The organism is Exiguobacterium sp. Helios (assembly GCF_014524545.1).
GTDB lineage: Bacteria > Bacillota > Bacilli > Exiguobacteriales > Exiguobacteriaceae > Exiguobacterium_A.
The window spans coordinates 13,663-29,037 of record NZ_CP053558.1; the positions used below are offsets into that span (position 1 = coordinate 13,663).

The following is a 15,375-nucleotide window of genomic DNA, read 5'->3' on the forward strand; positions in this document are numbered from 1 at the left end:
CATCCCTCCTTATAGCGAAAAGAGTGGTGCCGGATCAATGTGTCCGGACCAATCACTCGTCTTGAATTCGATGTGGAGATGGTTCCCGGTTGAACGTCCGGTCGAACCGCACATCCCAATCGCTTGCCCGGCTTCGATCTTCTGACCCGTCTTGACTTGGCGCGCGGAAAGGTGCGCGTAGGCGGTAATCCATTCACCTTGCTTGATCTGTATCAACTGCCCATACGGTCCGCGTAAGCCGCTATAGATAACGGTAACGGAGCGGACGGCATGGACGGTATCCGTATCGTGACAACTAAAATCGATGCCCGTATGAACGTCCGTCTTTCCGAAAACGACCCGTGATCCGAACCCCGACGTCATCTGAAGCGGGATGTCGAGGGGCGCATGGAGTTTCCCTTTTATCGGTCCCGTCTTGCCTTCTGCCAGTACCGTCGGCGTCAGATAACGGAGGACGGCATCAACATATTCGATGTCACCATAACAGGCTTGATGCTCGATCGCGCTCGGACGATGGCATTGATAGATGCCACTCTTCTTGACGCGTTGGTACATCATCTGTGAAAAAGAAATCGCGAGTTGTTTCGTATAGCGTCCACCGTTTTCTTGGACATAATCGATGAAGCCACCCCCGAAGTTGTAACTTTGGAGCGTCAACTTGACGTCCTCGTTCGCTTGTCGGAAAACCGACGCGAAGTGTTTCACGCCGTAGCGAATGCTCTCATCGGGAGAAGTGATGCAACCGATACGTCCGCACTTCGATTCACTGGCTTGCATCGGATCGTTCCCGCGTCCGCCACTCTCCTGCATCATCAAGGCAAGGACGACGTTCGTCTGTCCCTCGAGTTGCTCCTTTTTCAATTCACGTGCTATCGCTTCCCGGTATTGCAGAACATCATCACCGACTTGCAGACTTGCGTCCGAGTAAGCAACTGGTGTCTCGGTTGCCTGATCGTTTTCGATTCCAGTCAACGTATCGAGAATCCCTGCAACGATGATAATGAGCAGGAGAAGAAGGAGCGCGATACCGAGTGCAATCAGACGATACTTTAAGGTCAGGAGTCGCCATTTCATCCGGACGGCGACACGTGCCGATTGCCGGACCGTACTCCACATCAGGCACCACCTCCGAACAAGGTCAGCTCCTCGGGTGAGACATCGACATCGAAGATCAGTGTCTTCACACCGGAGATACTAAGGACGATTCGTCCGGTCTCGAGCGACGGGATCAACCGCGTCTCACTCTCGGTCAGTTGTCCGTCGAAGACGGTCTGGATCGTCGGGATGCTCTCAGCATCCTGCTCGCCGATAAACTTATACTGCGTCAGCTGGAACAGGGTTTTGACGTTCTCCGCGTTCTCCGACTTCGAACCGGTCGGAACAAAGTCCGTAATCAAATGGGAAGCGAAGAAGATGCCGCCGAAGTATTTCCTCGCTTCGCGCATGAACTGTTGCAGGTATAGAATCGCGGGTTGGGCGATGTCCCGTGTGTTGATCAGGTGATGCGCCTCATCAATGACAATCAGATACTTGAAGGCATCCTCGATTAACAGTTCCCCCTGGTTGTAGCTGCGCAGTTGCCCGGCACCATTGAGGATCATCCCGTCCCAGAGCATGTTCATCAGGTTGAAGACCTGTGCCTGAAAGATCTCGTCCTTCAAATTCGTCAGGTTGCGTAGTGGGAAGGAGACAATCGCTTCCTCATCGAAACGTTCGATTGAAGAGTGTCCGTCAAAGATGTTGCCGTAGTTGTGGACGAGGTTCGTAATGGCGAGTTCGATGTTCTCGAGCCGTCTGATACGGTTCATGCTGATGGTTCCGCGGATTGTCGTACGCGCAGAATCGACATACAATTCGGAGCGGACAAGCGCTAAGAAGTCGGAGAAGACCGGATAGGCGTTCGCAGGATGTGTTGTAATCGGCGCGTCACCGTCTTCATTCCAGAGTCCCTTCTCAAGATAGAGCTGACGGAGCAGAATCTCGAACTCGTTCGCTTCTTCCTGCGTGGCTGCCGGATTGATGTAGTGATAGAAGACAGCAATCTTCGATAGGTGTTGCATGAACGAGAGTGCTTCGTCCGCCGAGCCGTCGGCGTGCGTCACCGTCTTATAGACATGGAGTGGATTGATCCGACCAGCTGAACCGTCGAGAGCAATCTCCTTTCCACCAAGTTGCCGCACGAGGTCGGAGAACTCACCTGTCACGTCCAAGATGCGGACGTGATTCCCTTTGATCGCTTGATCGAGGACCGTCTTCTTGAGCAAGGTCGATTTTCCGGAGCCCATCTTCCCGATCATCAACGCATTGTAAAACTTTCGTTGCTTATCCTTATGGAACAAGTCAAAGATGACACTCCCGTTCGTGTCGGTCGTCCCGTAATAGGTACCAGTCGAATCCTGCAGCGACGTGAAGTGGAACGGATAACCACCCGCGATCGAGAGCGACGGAATCTCTTTCCCGCGACGCCGGTTCGGTAGTTTTTGTTGTTGTTCGTAGCTGAGGAACAGACTCTGCCACTCCCATTCTTGTTCGTTCAGGAAGACGGTTGCACGGAAGTTCCGTGCTTCGAGTTCTTCCATCACTTCCTGTACCTGACGTTCGAGTACGTCGAGTGTCTTCGCTTTGACGTAGAGTCGGAGATGCAAGTACTTCATCGTTTCACCCTGTGTAATCTGTTCGTAGAGCTCATTTAGTTCTTTGTACGTCTCCCGCGCATCGATTCGGTCGACATTATCTTTTGCATTCTCGAAGCGCGTATTCTGCTCGGCCATCGACTTATTGATTGTCCGTATCATCTCTCGCTTGTCCGCTGTTCCGATGTCGAGCGTCGTCAGGACACCGGGCAGGTTAAGGATTGGCTCGAGCCAGAAATCATAGACGGTCGACTGATACTTATAGACATGGAGGCAGGCGAGATAACCGTCACCGGTCCGGACATAGTTCGGTTCGAAGCGGAGTCCGCCTTGCGGCTGGATAGCTTGGACGAATGTCGGATTGTAGCCGTCCTGTTGTTTAATTGTCTCAGAATCTTGCTTTCGTAGAAAACGTGTACGCCACATGACGTCATCACTCCTTTCCGTCCTGGGTCGGTTTCGTATTCGGGTTGTGCAGTTGGAACAGTATGTGGATTTTCTGTTCTAGCGTCAGTTCGACCATCGGGTTGCTGCGTCGAAGGAGTTTCGTCAATTGATGCTTCCGTTCCCGGAGCATTGCCTCGTCCAGAGCATAAAAAAAGAGGAGATAATCGCGATTCGTGCGATGCTCCTCAAGGTAGATCAGTTCTTGTTTCTTCTTTTGAAGAAACGGACGATAGGCGGCAATCTGATTCTGTCGCAGCTGTCGTTCGATCCGTTGTTTCTGTTTTTCTAGATTAAGTGGTGTATTGAGCGGAATGACCTTCAATGGATAGACATACGCCTGTAAGAGATATGCGAGGGAGAAGATATCATGGTCCTTCTCCGTCTCAGATAGTCCGTAAATATCTTTTGAAGTCAGTTGAATGATGTCGCAAAACGTCCCGTCCTGCATCTCGAAAATATCGAGCGCTGTGGAGTCGACGATTGGCAAGAGGGCGGCAACAGACGGTGGGATTCGAACGCGCTTCTCCTTGCTTGTTTTCGGTGTCGTCAACTGGACCTCGTCGAGCCAAGTGATATCGGTCGTAGCACTCGTTTTCAATCGTGTGTCTTCTGATAAACTCATCTGATCACGCTCCTTTCGAAGATTCATTCCGGTCGACCAACGCGATATAGGTGTCTTTCTTCTTGATCAGTGCGTAATAGAGCACATGGACCATCCGCTTTTCCGGATTCGTCGTCGGTCGGATGACAAGGAAAATTCCGAACCCGATGAGGAAACACGTGAACGGTAGATGCAAGACGTCTGGGATAAATGGAAGAGCAATCAACCGGACGATGATCAAAGCGACGAGAAATAGTAAATCATAGAGGTAGAGCATCTTATTGATTTTCAACTCGGTCGTGACTTCGTTCGGAATCCGGTATTGGCGCTGTTGCATGGTCTCACTCCTTTTTCGGGTCTAGACGCGGAATATCTGTCGAGTACATACGAGACGATTCCTGTGTCACGCGTGTCTGGGTTTGTTCAACATGTTTGAGTTCTTTCTGCGTTGTGGTCTCCAGTGTCTGATAAATCGACTTTCGCTGACGCTGCGTTCCGGATAGCGTCTCCTGCGACGATTCACTGATGGATGGTGAGCCACTGGAAGAGCCAGACAAGGTGACGCTCGGAGACACATTCTCTGTTGTTTCCACAGAATGAGCAGATGCGCTAGTAGTCGCTTTGTCGAACGGTGTCGAATCCATTGAAGATGTAACAGGATTGCGATTTACTCCGGAAGTCTGTGGAGACTGTGATACTGGATGTGAGGAGACAGGCGTTTCTGGTGACTCGAATGCATCAGATGAGTGTGCACTTCTTTCAATCGTCGGTGAATCGGAAGTTTTTGGTTGCGTAGCAGATAGTGTCGATTGCGAAGTCGATGGCACGGGTTTTGCTTGTGCGACAGCATCTGGACGATATGGAACGGATTCCGATGATGCTGCTGCAGTCTGAGCCTCTTGCGCCGTACCATGCATTGGCATCTCAACTGACTCGAGTTGTTGATTCTCTGGCCCTGCTGGACGAGATATCCGCTCTTGTGCTTGTGATGGAATTGGAGCACTCTCAGACGAACGATCTGGACGACTCGCGGGTGTACCGCCATTCGGTGGCGGATTCGGTGGCAACTTCGCATTTGCTGCTTCCGAGACAGAAGGAGTGGCAGGGCGTGATGTCATCCTCGTCGTCTGACCGGCGACACGAGCGCCCACTTTCGCGGCTCCTTTCCCGACGGCATACGCACCGAGTGCGACACCCCAACCACGTTTCAGACCGGCATCAATCCCGAAGAGACGTTCGACCATGTTTGGTCCATCAATCAAAGCGGCAGAGAAGGCGATCAACGCAATCAAATAGGCGAGTCCGTCCAGTGTATCGGCCAAGTATGCCGTTCCAATCGTATAGAGTTTGATCGAAACGAAGATCAGAATGATGACGAGAAAGGTGTTCAAGATGCTTTGAATGACCTTCTTCGTCTTTTGTCCGCTGTGTAAATCAGCGGGTGCCACTAAAATCGCCAAGACGTAATTAAAAGCCAACTCGAACGAGAGTCGAGCCAGCTTGTAGGCAATCGAGAAGAGGGTGAAGCCCATCACGCCAAGGGTGACAAGAATCGTCAGCCAGTTCGGATGATAGCGATAGTAATACTGGTTGTTCCATTCAACACCACTTTGATCGAGTTCGCCTAACACAGCCTTTTGTCCGTCCCACATTACAAAACTCTCAGAAAGTTTAACTCCTGTATCAGAAAGTGAAAAATCATTTTGATCAAACACTTCATTGACTCTCAGATTTTTTACTAAGGATTTAGGAATGTTGTTCATTTTTTCTTTCTGATCAGCTACTTTGAATTCTTTTTTGTCGTAAAGTACTAAATCATGAATGTTCTGAAGCAAAATTTTATTTGAAATCGTAGAGTTGTTTTCGCTATACAAATCGCTGGACTTAGTTTGAGCAATCGCTTCATCAGAAAAATCGTTCACCTTTATCATGGTCGGAGAAAGTAACCCAAGAATTAATAGTGTGATAAATAAATTGATCAAGAAACCTTCACGGTCAAATTTCTTTTGAAAAATGATCAGATAGCCTGTAAATAAAAAGCTACCAGCTAAAATGACATACAAAAAAGGTTGAATCGTCTGAACGAATTCAACCACTTCTGGATTATTAAAAAATGTCTTTGTTAACAGGATAGTGTTCGTTACTTCTTCCAATCCATCAATTATGACAGCAAGTCCCCGAACTAATATCCATCCAACAGTCCTTAGCGCATCATTTACAAGATTACTGAGATTAAAAATATCCTCAAGGTCTTTGAACTTTGAAATTAGCTCGGAATCTGTCATAAGACTCACTCCTTATTAACTGTTCTGATCAATAAATTTTTCGACTTCATCGTTCAGTTGAGTTCCAGTAAGAGCATTAATATTTAGCTCGTCTTGTACTTTACCATCCTTAATGAAGTATAGACGCTCTCCTTTTAATTCGGATGTGTATTCGAAAGTATCTCTGTTAACTAATTCTTTTCCATCAGGTTGGAATGTATTGTACACCTTTACCGATTTGTTCTTTTCTTCAGAGATGTTTTTAATCTTATTGACGTAACTCTCAAATTCTCCATCGGTTTCTTTTACAACTAATAAAATACCGTCTTTTTTACCATTCATCATCTTATCAACTTCAGAATCTTTTATCTGAGTTAATGTATTTTTCGACGTTTCTTCACTACAACCGACTAAAAGTAACGCAGAGGAAATCAATAGTCCGGAGAGTACTCGTTTCGCTTGCATGCCTCCACCCCTTTTCCGTTTATGACACCTGTTCCGGATCCGTTAAATCGCCATTACTGACGTGGACCCGAAAATCGAATGTGTCTATAAGCGTAACAGTTTTTCGGTCGCCTGAGTCTGGGTCTTCTTCCTCAAATACGACGAGGAATCCGTCCCGGGTCTGGATGTTCAATACTTCACCGCGACGGAGACGCTTTTTGTTCTCCTTGATGATGGTCGCGATGACGCGGAGTTCACGCTGGACGCGCTCCGTGCGTGTCAGTTCTGTCATATGATGCCCTCCTTAGACGCCATGACGGAGTTTCTCGAGTCGTTTACTGATGATTGTCTTCAAAAAGTGACGCTGGTTGTCCGTCACAGGGATTGTCCTATCCAGGATGCCTTGCTCGAACGCCGTGATGGATAGGGTGTCGTATTCCGTCGTCTCGAAGATCGAGCGTAGGATTTTCGGTTGCAGGACATCACAAACGCGCCATTCTGTTGCGTCGAGTGTCTCATCATCCGTCTCCACCGTTTTCGAAGCAACTGAGGCGCCCAGATGGAAGGGGACACGAAGCGTATTCAGGTCGAGATGCGCATGTGCGCAGGGAATGACGAGATCGTTGATGGAACGGTCCGTGTCGAAGTCATCCGCCAAGTATTCATAGCGGTATTTCATTGCCGTCCGTCCGGTCAGGAAGAGGGGATAGGACTGGATCCGGTTCTTTTGCTTGTCTTGTCGTTTGATGACCCGAATGATCAGCATCTCGCCTTCCTTCAGCCCCATCACTTCGGTTGCTGTCAACAAGCGCCGACCATCGACACTCTCCGTCTTCGACTTCGAAAGCGAGAAGGTCTGTCCGGAACGAGACTTCGTGACGATCGTCTGCTCCCCGAGTTTCTTCGAGAGCAATTCTGCCGTCGACTCATCTGCTGTCAATAGATAGTGCGTGTTTCCGCAGTTCCCGTCGATGGTCTTCCAATCCTCTCCGTAAAGGTTCTCGAGTTGCGCGTAGGACTGGATGACGAGGTTGAAGCGAATGTTCCGACCGAGACAGACGGTGATGATGTTCGCCATCCCTTCGATTGCTGGCATGTTCCCGAATTCGTCGAGCAAGAAGATGACTTGCCGTTCACAACGTCCGCTCGTCGCTTGTGAGGCGACACGGGCTAGCGATGTATAGACTTGTTTGACGTACAGTGAAGCGATGACGTTCAACGTCGGATCGTAGTCCGGGACGATCAGGAAGACGGCAACGGGGCGCGGGTGCTGGCGAACCTCCCGGATGTCGATCGGGGCATCCGTCGTCCAGTCGAAGATCCCGTCTGCCTCGTCCGTCCAACCCGTGAGTGTCACGTTGTAACGTTGTCTCTCACTCTCTACGATGATAGTGGCATCAACTTCGAGGATCTCTTCGTGATGGAGTACGAAACTCCCATCGTCGTCCGTCGTCAAGGCGAGCTGCTTCCCACTTGGAAAGTAGAACGTCAACCGGGACAAGGGAAGCGCACGTCCTCGGATCCAGCGGTTGAAGCCGATCAGTTTCATATCAAGAGAGTTCTGTGCCGTCAAACGTGCCGTCGCATCAAGAGTAAAGATCCCGAGCTTGGCATTCGTATTGGCGAGGATACTTGCGCGCGTCTGCCCCCCGGAGAAATGAAGCGTCACATATTGCATACGTGCCGGATGATTCTCCGGGAACGACGCGAAGAAGGCGTCGAGTGCCGATTGTTCCTGTCCCATTCCATCAGTGACCGTGCGTGAGCCGAGATCGGATAACATCAAGGCGACGTTATACATGGTGATCTTCTCCGGTTCATGTTTGGCTTGTTCGCATAGTCCAAGAATCAAGGCGGTGCAGAGATCCGTCGAGGAGTTACTCCAGAACGGATCCTTCGCCTTCGGGTCATGATAGAGCATGTAGGCGACCGAACGGGCATATTGCTGGGCGAGGGAGTAGTTCTCGTCCAGATACGCGTCGATCGTCAGCTGCAGCAGGTTATAGGACATCGATTGCGACGGATTCATCAGATTCAGGACTTCGACCTGATAGCCGCGTGCCTCGAGCGTCTCTTTGGAGGCAGCGAATAGTTCACCTTTTGGATCATTGATGATCAGGCTCGCTTGGCGTTCGGCACGACTGTAGAGGTCAATCGTCGAGAAGACGAACGTCTCACCTTTCCCGGACCGGGTCGTCCCGATGACGAGATTGTTGACGGCACTGTCATCGATGTAGAGACGGTCACGGTAGCGGCCGACCGGGACACCACCGGATCCGCTGTATGTCTCCTTACGGTCTGGCACATCCCGATATTGCTGTTTCAGCTCTTGGAACGTTGTGAAGCGGGCACTTCCTTTTTGTGCTGCTTTGAGATTGCGGAAGTTGAGCCAATACTTCAATAAGAGAAATCCTCCAAGCAGGAAACAGACACCAAAAATTGCGAAAGCGAAGGAAGATGACCAGGCGAGCGTCGTCCACCAACTCGGATCGTATTGAAGTGGGGAGCCGGTCGTCAGCTTCCCGTCCTGAAAGAGATTTTGGACTGTCTGCTGCAGGAACTGAAACACGACATTGAGTACTAAGAACAACACAGCTGGTAAAGCGATCAAAAAGGCAAGGCATCGCCACAGCCAAGCAGATGTAGCGAGAGAGCGAAATGAGAAGTTCATCATTATTTCAGTCACCATACTTTCATTAAAGAAGAGAAGAAGCTTGTCTTTGCTTCGCTTCGAGCGACTCATTCAGCTTCTCGAGCTCTTTTTTGTCCGTTTTCTCGGATAACTGTCGTTTTTGATTTTCGAGTGCTTGAATCTCTTCATCCAGTTGGACAAGTGTTCCCACTTGCTGTTTCAGTTGTTCGTCTTGGATCAGCTTGACGCTTTCTTGTGCCTTCGTCACATCTTTCAACGCGATGTAGGCACGCGTTTTCGCCTCCTTGCGCGCGGTCGTCATCTCAACGTCCGGGATGGAGACGGCACGTTTATAGTCTTTCTGCAGGATCGCGAGATCGAAGGCACCTTCATTCGTCGGATGGACCGCTTGGAAGGCTTGCAATGTCTCTTGACGGTCTGTTGCGAATGGCTTCGACTGCATGATGATCGTCTCGACGTCGATCGGATCGTTCGTCACAGCAACCGCCTGATCGTAGTCTTGCTTTTCGACATACTGCGTGATGAGAAATTGTTGTTGTTCGTTACTCAATGACTTTTGTTTTTCCAGACGCTGCATGAGCGGCTCCGTCTCTCCGGTTAACGCTGCTTCATAAAGCGGCTGCCAATCTGATGTTGCCGCTTGGACACCACTTGGTGAATCCGGCTGCACGAGTTGGACAACGGATAGCGTACCGAAGAGCAACAGACTGACACCACTGACGCCATAGACGAGACGGCGCTGTCCGCGACGTAAACGGGAGACGTGTGTCGCGTCCGGATGTTGCTGAGTCGCTGACGTCGTCATCGTCTTATAGGATTCCGGCGTCAAACGCTCTAGGTTCTCGAGTAAGAGGATTTTCTTCGTCGCATCCTCCTTTCGGATCCGGATGCGCGGGATCCGATCTTTCAGTTGCAGATAAAGATTCGGATAGGTCGTGTCGCCGAACTGGAACGTTCCTTTGTAGACGAGCTGGTCGGCATCATCAAAGATTCGGAACTCGCTCGCAAACCGTTCGTTCGCTTGCTGAGCTTCTTGATGGACTTGGGTGGATAATAAAAGCGCCTCCTCATATGGGAGACGCTCATAGTTCGGAAAGCCCTCTTTTGGTACGTCGGTAAAACGGACAAAGAGCATACATTCTCCTCCTTTGAAGCGAGACATCTTAACGAAAGCAATAAAAAAAGCCATCCAGTTTGGAATGACGGTCTGTTTGATTGCTTGTTAGATTAGAATTTGATGTTATCGCTGACCATCTCCGCGAGCGTGAAGGCACCCATGACGATGATCAGGCCGACGGCACCGCCGACGAGCCAACCAACTGCTTTCGAACGTCCGCGATCCCCACCAAAGATAAAATAGAATCCACCGACCGCGAAGGCAATCGCAGCCGCGATGACGGCAAGTCCTTGAAAGAACTGGAGTAAGCTTAGTCCTGTCTCATTCAATCCCATCTGTTTTCCTCCTCTCAATCCCGTGACGTAGCTACAGGCGATGTGAAGTTCAGTTTCGAGTCGAGCGCTTCTAAGATCAGTTCCTGGTTCTCTTGGATGACGAGTTGATGTTGGGCGTCAAGCCACTCCTCATAGTCTTTCCCTTGGATCCGGAGCAACTTCTCGGCAAAGGTCTTGTTCTGCTTCTGTTCACGTGTCGGCATGGCGTACACTCCTTCCTTGAGGTCGATGCGCAGCAGCACATCCTTAAGGACAGTCGAAGTCAAGCAAGTCGGTGGGTTTATAGCACGTTCCCCCACGAACTCTGAAATCCGATATCGGACGTCTGTCTAGGGTTTTTCGATGACCCTCAACGAATACGTGACCTGTGGGCGAGTTTTAGGCGACTCTCGCCGAACCATTTCTGCGTATATCCCGCTCATCCGGTCACACATGAGGGACACGCCGGTATGTGATTGGAGTGACTGTCCTTAGCGATATGCTGCTACGGTCATCATTTCCTCTTATTCTCGATTAAAATTTTTCAATAAGTAGATACACATTTATAGATTGTTTATTACTGATGAACGAGTCTGCGACGTGAGACGTGGATCAATTCATCATTCGGATGCTTCCGTTTTGCGATGACCTGGTTCTCCTCGACGACGGTCCGAATCCTGTAATAGATTTGCGAAATCTCTTGCGCCTCCTGACTATCTTGTTCAATCGCAATACGACCATGTAGCTGATATGTCTTGCCATCGAATGTGCGAACAGAATCTGCTAGCGGGAGTTCTGCCAAATCAAAGCGTTCTTGCTTCAGGTTCGACCAGTTCCGTTTTTTCTCCACTCTCAAATCGAATTCATCCCAGGGGATGGATCCTAGCGTCTGCTCACAGGCCGTCGCGAGGATTTGGACATCAGGGAGAGAAGGAAGCGAACGATTTCGTTCGTAGGCGCTGATTGCTGCCTGTGAAATCTCTCCATACGTCTTTTCTGATAACTCTACCTGACTCCAACCATGTTCTAGACGCTCACGTTGTAACCACTCTCCGAATCGGTACATAATCATGCTCCTTTCCTTCGAGGACCTCTTTATGACAATGTCTTCCTGGTGATAATTCGAATATAGCAGATTATTCTGTTAATTCAATTAAATATTTAATATTTCGATACCATTACAATTGTCGTATTGTGTCGATTTTAACAACAAAGGGAAAAAAACAACTCTTTTCAACAGTAAATTTGAGTTAAGAAATACAATTGTAATTTTATTACATTATTGTTTTGTGTAGAATCCTGTATGTATTTTTAGAAGTAATGAACTAATCTTTAAAAGTTTCTTCTTTTACCTTTGTATTCAATTACAAAATTTATTATTTTTTTAAATTTTGTGTATAATTATTATATAAATTAATTTTTCTCTAATAAAAATTTTAATTCTTATTATTAAAGATTTTAAAAATACATATCTACATTCTTAATTCATTTATTCTTCATTTTAAAGGAGACAACGACTATGATAGAGCTTGTTTTAGGTGGTACAAAAATTATAATGCCAGTAATAAATATTATAAAAAATCGTGAAGAGAAAAATAAGGAAATACGATTCAGAAATGATGTAATTGATAAACTTGTAAATTTAGAGTCTGAACAAACTAAAATGTTTAATATGTTTGAGAATGAAATTAGAACAATTCAAGAAGGTCCTTTTTATATAGGATTGACTCATTTAGAGCATTCAAGAGATGCTCATCGAAGTTTAGATGATTCTGAAGAAATGTTAAAAAACGCATTGAAAGAATTTATAAAAGCATTTGGTATTCAGCGAGCAAAAGCTAAAAATACTGCTTTTGATGTTCATTTCAAGGGATTTTTACAATCCTATATAAGCATTACTTGGTTACTGTTAGAATCACCAAATGATGCAAAAACCTGGATTGATAAATCAATTTCATCTTTACAAGAAGGACAAAAACTTTTTCAACATGACATCACCAATTTGAAACGAGAAATTCTAGCAATTCAATCAGAGGACAATGAGCATAATCGTATGATGAATGATTCTATTATTTATGCAGGGTTAGATTTTTTCTATGGAAATGATTCTTTAGTAGCAAAGAAAAAATACATTCCTCAATATACTGCATTAGTCGAGCAGTACTCGTATGCTCAATCCGAAAGCTGCAAATACTTGAATGAAATGTATGAACTGAGCAAACAGATTGAGCAGGAATTACTCAAATTAAAAATTCAAAAGTCTAAAGAAGAAGTAACAAGTAAGGTAAAAGGATTGCTCGTTGATGTAACAAAAATAGCTAATTTTAAAAAGAATGAAAAATCGCTAAAAGAGGAACCAATTTCGGTAGTAGAAAAAAATGAACGTATCAAGGGATTATTCAACAAATTTAAAAAATAATTTTTTCGAATTTGACTTTGAACTTAAGTAAATTGTCTATGAAGGACACCGGTATTGTTAGGACTCGTCCAGGGCCAATCTCTTTCAGGTTGATCAAAAATACTGCGGACTAACCCAGCTGGTGAGTTTCCAGTCGTAGCTTAATGACAAGTGACTCTACTAGATGATAGAGTCACTCCAGATCGTAAACATTCTTCATCTTTTCATCTGAATTTCATTGTAGGAACTTCTGAAAATCCTAAAGAAGAAATGTGCATTATCGAATTAAACAGTACTTCACTAATTAAGGATTCTGGTAAGTCATAATTTCTACCATAAGGTTTTAAAGTCCACTTCTCTGCAATTGCACGATGTCCTTGTGATTCACATGAAGTAATAACTGAATTTTGAGCATGGACTTTAGTTATTTCTCTTGCCTGATAGCGACGTGTACTATTAGCCACAGCTCGATAGATGATATTAAAAATTTGTGCAGTAGAAAAGTGATTGAGCAATTGATTAAATACTTGATAAGATTTTTTCCCTAATTTAAACGAGTAACCTACCTTATTCATTTCATATAGTAGATATTCTTCAATTTCATTTAAAGCAACTTGTCTCCATTTTTCGTAGCAAAATTCCACATTGAACGATTCAGGTTCAGGATATAATAGCCTTTGTATCATCGAAGAATAGTTACCGTCAAAAGGAGTTACGTTGAGCTTGTAAACTACTTGATATGTGTAATAAGAGATGCCATGTTTACCGTCCTCATTTTTTTGCATTATGAAGGCATCTAAACTTGAATGCTCACTTACGAGTATTATCTCTTTAGCAATCAAAGTTTTGACTATTTCTTCCTTGAGCTGATTTGTAGGTGCAAGTTTGCTTTTAATATTATTTATAGGAACTGTAATGTTCATATCTTCAGAAAGTGCTGCTCTTAGTAAGACACTTAAATAGAGTCTATCTTCCGAGGTCAAGTCACTTTCGAGAACAAGAGGGGTATCTCCATTAAAAAAAACTGAATTTACAGCATCTCTTTTTTCTTTTTCTAATTTTATTGCCTCTTCTTCACAAAAATGACAAGTACAAGACCTTGAATTTTCACTATGAGAACAATGCGGACAGGCATCTTTACGTCGTATCATTTTATCACTCGTTTTAGACTGAAGCTCACCTAATAAATGTGATTCGCATTTTTCGCACTTTGCTTCTAAATAGACAGGCGGGAATGTTTTTACCAACTTTGAAGGTGTGATGGACATGTTGTACTCAATTAAAATATCTTTGACTTTTTCATTCGCATAATACTTTGTAATCACTTCATGAATTTTTTCTTTTGATAAATGTTTTAAGCATGGATCTATTTCATTAAAATTAAAATGACCAATTTCTAATTGCATAATGCACCTCCGATTACAAAACGTTTGTTCGACTAGTAATAGTATAAGTTAATAAATGTAAAAAATTCAATCTACTTTAAGAATAATGTTTTTAAAGGACTAAGCCTATTCACCCTCTACCTTCTCGAAAGTCTTCTAGGAGGGTTGCTCAAGAAGTCCCCCTTACCGATGTACTTCCTTTTATCCTTTTTGTGGATGCCGTCCTTGTGTCAGGGAGCGGACTTCGTATTGGACCAGGTCTATTTCTTGCGAGATTTCATCTAGGATCAAGAGGACGTCGCCAACCTAGTCGAAACTCAATAACATGGTCTTCTCGCGTCCCTCAGCACTCAGAATCTTCGCCTGATATGGGCTGACCTCTTCAAACGGATACTCGATTCTTATCTCCATCTCGTCATATGAGCTTCCATGATCCACATCGGATACGTCATGGGCATGTCCTTCCAGGTCAGCCCCGTGGCCTTCACCTTCTTCAGTCATTACTATACAGAGGACTATTCTAAAATCGACGAGGTCTATTACCACAATCCAGTAAGATACCCTCCTAAACTGACGGTCTTGCAGTATTATTATCGAAGCTATGACAAGAAAGACCTGCTACAAGTCACTTTCGAGTATGATTACAAAAAGAACATGTATTTCGTCCAAAAATGATGCATCAACAATGGTACGGCTGTACATCAGGAAGAAGGAACATGAAAACTGATCGAGGAAGAGAAGAGATGATACCTATATAAAATCAGGACCTGACACTTGATAGGGTTTTCCCATACGTCATGAGCCTCGATAGCCAATCAGGTCAGACTCCTAATGCATAAAAAGAATGACAAACGAAAAAGAGTAATGGTAAAATATGAGATTATATCCAAAAAGTAGACAGTTGAAATAACAAAATTGTTTATTTTTGAAGGTATCTTTTCTATCTCCGAATTTAAATTTTCGCTGGATAAAAAACTACAAATTGTTAAGATGTACGAAGACTGAATAGACTCGATAAAATCGTTTTCCTCGCTCTTCGATCTCCCAGTCACGGCCTTAAATAGAGAGAGAGCAAAATATCGTAGAGGTGGCTTCTCAGCACTTCATGATCGAAAAGAA

14 protein-coding genes are annotated in these 15,375 nt (G+C 45.7%); 1 reads left to right on the forward strand and 13 read right to left on the reverse strand.

Features of this window, described 5'->3' with window-relative positions:
• Nucleotides 1-9: 9 nt before the first annotated feature.
• The 12 genes from HNY42_RS15810 to HNY42_RS15865 form a co-directional block, all read right to left on the reverse strand.
• Nucleotides 10-1,116 (reverse strand): lysozyme family protein, encoded by a 1,107-nt coding sequence (locus HNY42_RS15810; RefSeq protein WP_255508456.1) that lies wholly within the window; start codon nucleotides 1,114-1,116, stop codon nucleotides 10-12.
• Nucleotides 1,116-3,059, reverse strand: coding sequence for a VirB4 family type IV secretion system protein (locus HNY42_RS15815; protein ID WP_188005529.1), 1,944 nt, complete (start codon nucleotides 3,057-3,059; stop codon nucleotides 1,116-1,118). The genes HNY42_RS15810 and HNY42_RS15815 overlap by 1 nt, the downstream gene beginning before the upstream one ends.
• A gap of 7 nt (nucleotides 3,060-3,066) precedes the next feature.
• Entirely contained in the window at nucleotides 3,067-3,702 is a 636-nt protein-coding gene (locus tag HNY42_RS15820; RefSeq protein WP_188005530.1) for a TraC-like domain-containing protein, read from the reverse strand.
• A 4-nt stretch (nucleotides 3,703-3,706) separates the two neighbouring features.
• Nucleotides 3,707-4,018 carry a DUF5592 family protein gene (locus HNY42_RS15825; RefSeq protein ID WP_188005531.1) on the reverse strand — a complete coding sequence of 104 codons (312 nt, stop codon included), beginning with the start codon at nucleotides 4,016-4,018 and terminating at the stop codon, nucleotides 3,707-3,709.
• A 4-nt stretch (nucleotides 4,019-4,022) separates the two neighbouring features.
• Complete coding sequence (locus HNY42_RS15830) at nucleotides 4,023-5,966, reverse strand: pLS20_p028 family conjugation system transmembrane protein (RefSeq protein ID WP_370529004.1); 1,944 nt, start codon at nucleotides 5,964-5,966, stop codon at nucleotides 4,023-4,025.
• 15 nt (nucleotides 5,967-5,981) lie between these two features.
• Nucleotides 5,982-6,410, reverse strand: coding sequence for a hypothetical protein (locus HNY42_RS15835; RefSeq protein WP_188005533.1), 429 nt, complete (start codon nucleotides 6,408-6,410; stop codon nucleotides 5,982-5,984).
• 19 nt (nucleotides 6,411-6,429) lie between these two features.
• Complete coding sequence (locus HNY42_RS15840; protein ID WP_119924055.1) at nucleotides 6,430-6,681, reverse strand: hypothetical protein; 252 nt, start codon at nucleotides 6,679-6,681, stop codon at nucleotides 6,430-6,432.
• Nucleotides 6,682-6,693: 12 nt separating this feature from the next.
• Entirely contained in the window at nucleotides 6,694-9,063 is a 2,370-nt protein-coding gene (locus HNY42_RS15845; RefSeq protein WP_188005534.1) for a VirD4-like conjugal transfer protein, CD1115 family, read from the reverse strand.
• A 22-nt stretch (nucleotides 9,064-9,085) separates the two neighbouring features.
• The gene (locus HNY42_RS15850) at nucleotides 9,086-10,177 is read right to left on the reverse strand and encodes a hypothetical protein (RefSeq protein WP_188005535.1); all 1,092 of its coding nucleotides are present in this window, start codon (nucleotides 10,175-10,177) and stop codon (nucleotides 9,086-9,088) included.
• Nucleotides 10,178-10,269: 92 nt separating this feature from the next.
• Nucleotides 10,270-10,494, reverse strand: a complete 225-nt coding sequence (locus tag HNY42_RS15855; protein WP_188005536.1) for a hypothetical protein — start codon at nucleotides 10,492-10,494, stop codon at nucleotides 10,270-10,272.
• Between the two features lie 14 nt (nucleotides 10,495-10,508).
• The gene (locus HNY42_RS15860; protein ID WP_188005537.1) at nucleotides 10,509-10,697 is read right to left on the reverse strand and encodes a hypothetical protein; all 189 of its coding nucleotides are present in this window, start codon (nucleotides 10,695-10,697) and stop codon (nucleotides 10,509-10,511) included.
• A gap of 353 nt (nucleotides 10,698-11,050) precedes the next feature.
• Nucleotides 11,051-11,539 carry a helix-turn-helix domain-containing protein gene (locus HNY42_RS15865; RefSeq protein ID WP_188005538.1) on the reverse strand — a complete coding sequence of 163 codons (489 nt, stop codon included), beginning with the start codon at nucleotides 11,537-11,539 and terminating at the stop codon, nucleotides 11,051-11,053.
• 453 nt (nucleotides 11,540-11,992) lie between these two features.
• Here HNY42_RS15865 and HNY42_RS15870 point away from each other — a divergent pair, with 453 nt between their 5' ends.
• Nucleotides 11,993-12,892, forward strand: a complete 900-nt coding sequence (locus tag HNY42_RS15870; RefSeq protein WP_188005539.1) for a hypothetical protein — start codon at nucleotides 11,993-11,995, stop codon at nucleotides 12,890-12,892.
• A 203-nt stretch (nucleotides 12,893-13,095) separates the two neighbouring features.
• Here HNY42_RS15870 and HNY42_RS15875 read toward each other — a convergent pair whose 3' ends face one another.
• Nucleotides 13,096-14,277, reverse strand: a complete 1,182-nt coding sequence (locus tag HNY42_RS15875; RefSeq protein ID WP_188005540.1) for a hypothetical protein — start codon at nucleotides 14,275-14,277, stop codon at nucleotides 13,096-13,098.
• Nucleotides 14,278-15,375: the final 1,098 nt, after the last annotated feature.

Bases quoted from the DNA above. Each gene is read 5' to 3' on its own strand.
- HNY42_RS15810 (WP_255508456.1), bottom strand. From the start codon at position 1,116: ATGTGGAGTACGGTCCGGCAATCGGCACGTGTCGCCGTCCGGATGAAA.
- HNY42_RS15815 (WP_188005529.1), bottom strand. From the start codon at position 3,059: ATGTGGCGTACACGTTTTCTACGAAAGCAAGATTCTGAGACAATTAAA.
- HNY42_RS15820 (WP_188005530.1), bottom strand. From the start codon at position 3,702: ATGAGTTTATCAGAAGACACACGATTGAAAACGAGTGCTACGACCGAT.
- HNY42_RS15825 (WP_188005531.1), bottom strand. From the start codon at position 4,018: ATGCAACAGCGCCAATACCGGATTCCGAACGAAGTCACGACCGAGTTG.
- HNY42_RS15830 (WP_370529004.1), bottom strand. From the start codon at position 5,966: ATGACAGATTCCGAGCTAATTTCAAAGTTCAAAGACCTTGAGGATATT.
- HNY42_RS15835 (WP_188005533.1), bottom strand. From the start codon at position 6,410: ATGCAAGCGAAACGAGTACTCTCCGGACTATTGATTTCCTCTGCGTTA.
- HNY42_RS15840 (WP_119924055.1), bottom strand. From the start codon at position 6,681: ATGACAGAACTGACACGCACGGAGCGCGTCCAGCGTGAACTCCGCGTC.
- HNY42_RS15845 (WP_188005534.1), bottom strand. From the start codon at position 9,063: ATGATGAACTTCTCATTTCGCTCTCTCGCTACATCTGCTTGGCTGTGG.
- HNY42_RS15850 (WP_188005535.1), bottom strand. From the start codon at position 10,177: ATGCTCTTTGTCCGTTTTACCGACGTACCAAAAGAGGGCTTTCCGAAC.
- HNY42_RS15855 (WP_188005536.1), bottom strand. From the start codon at position 10,494: ATGGGATTGAATGAGACAGGACTAAGCTTACTCCAGTTCTTTCAAGGA.
- HNY42_RS15860 (WP_188005537.1), bottom strand. From the start codon at position 10,697: ATGCCGACACGTGAACAGAAGCAGAACAAGACCTTTGCCGAGAAGTTG.
- HNY42_RS15865 (WP_188005538.1), bottom strand. From the start codon at position 11,539: ATGTACCGATTCGGAGAGTGGTTACAACGTGAGCGTCTAGAACATGGT.
- HNY42_RS15870 (WP_188005539.1), top strand. From the start codon at position 11,993: ATGATAGAGCTTGTTTTAGGTGGTACAAAAATTATAATGCCAGTAATA.
- HNY42_RS15875 (WP_188005540.1), bottom strand. From the start codon at position 14,277: ATGCAATTAGAAATTGGTCATTTTAATTTTAATGAAATAGATCCATGC.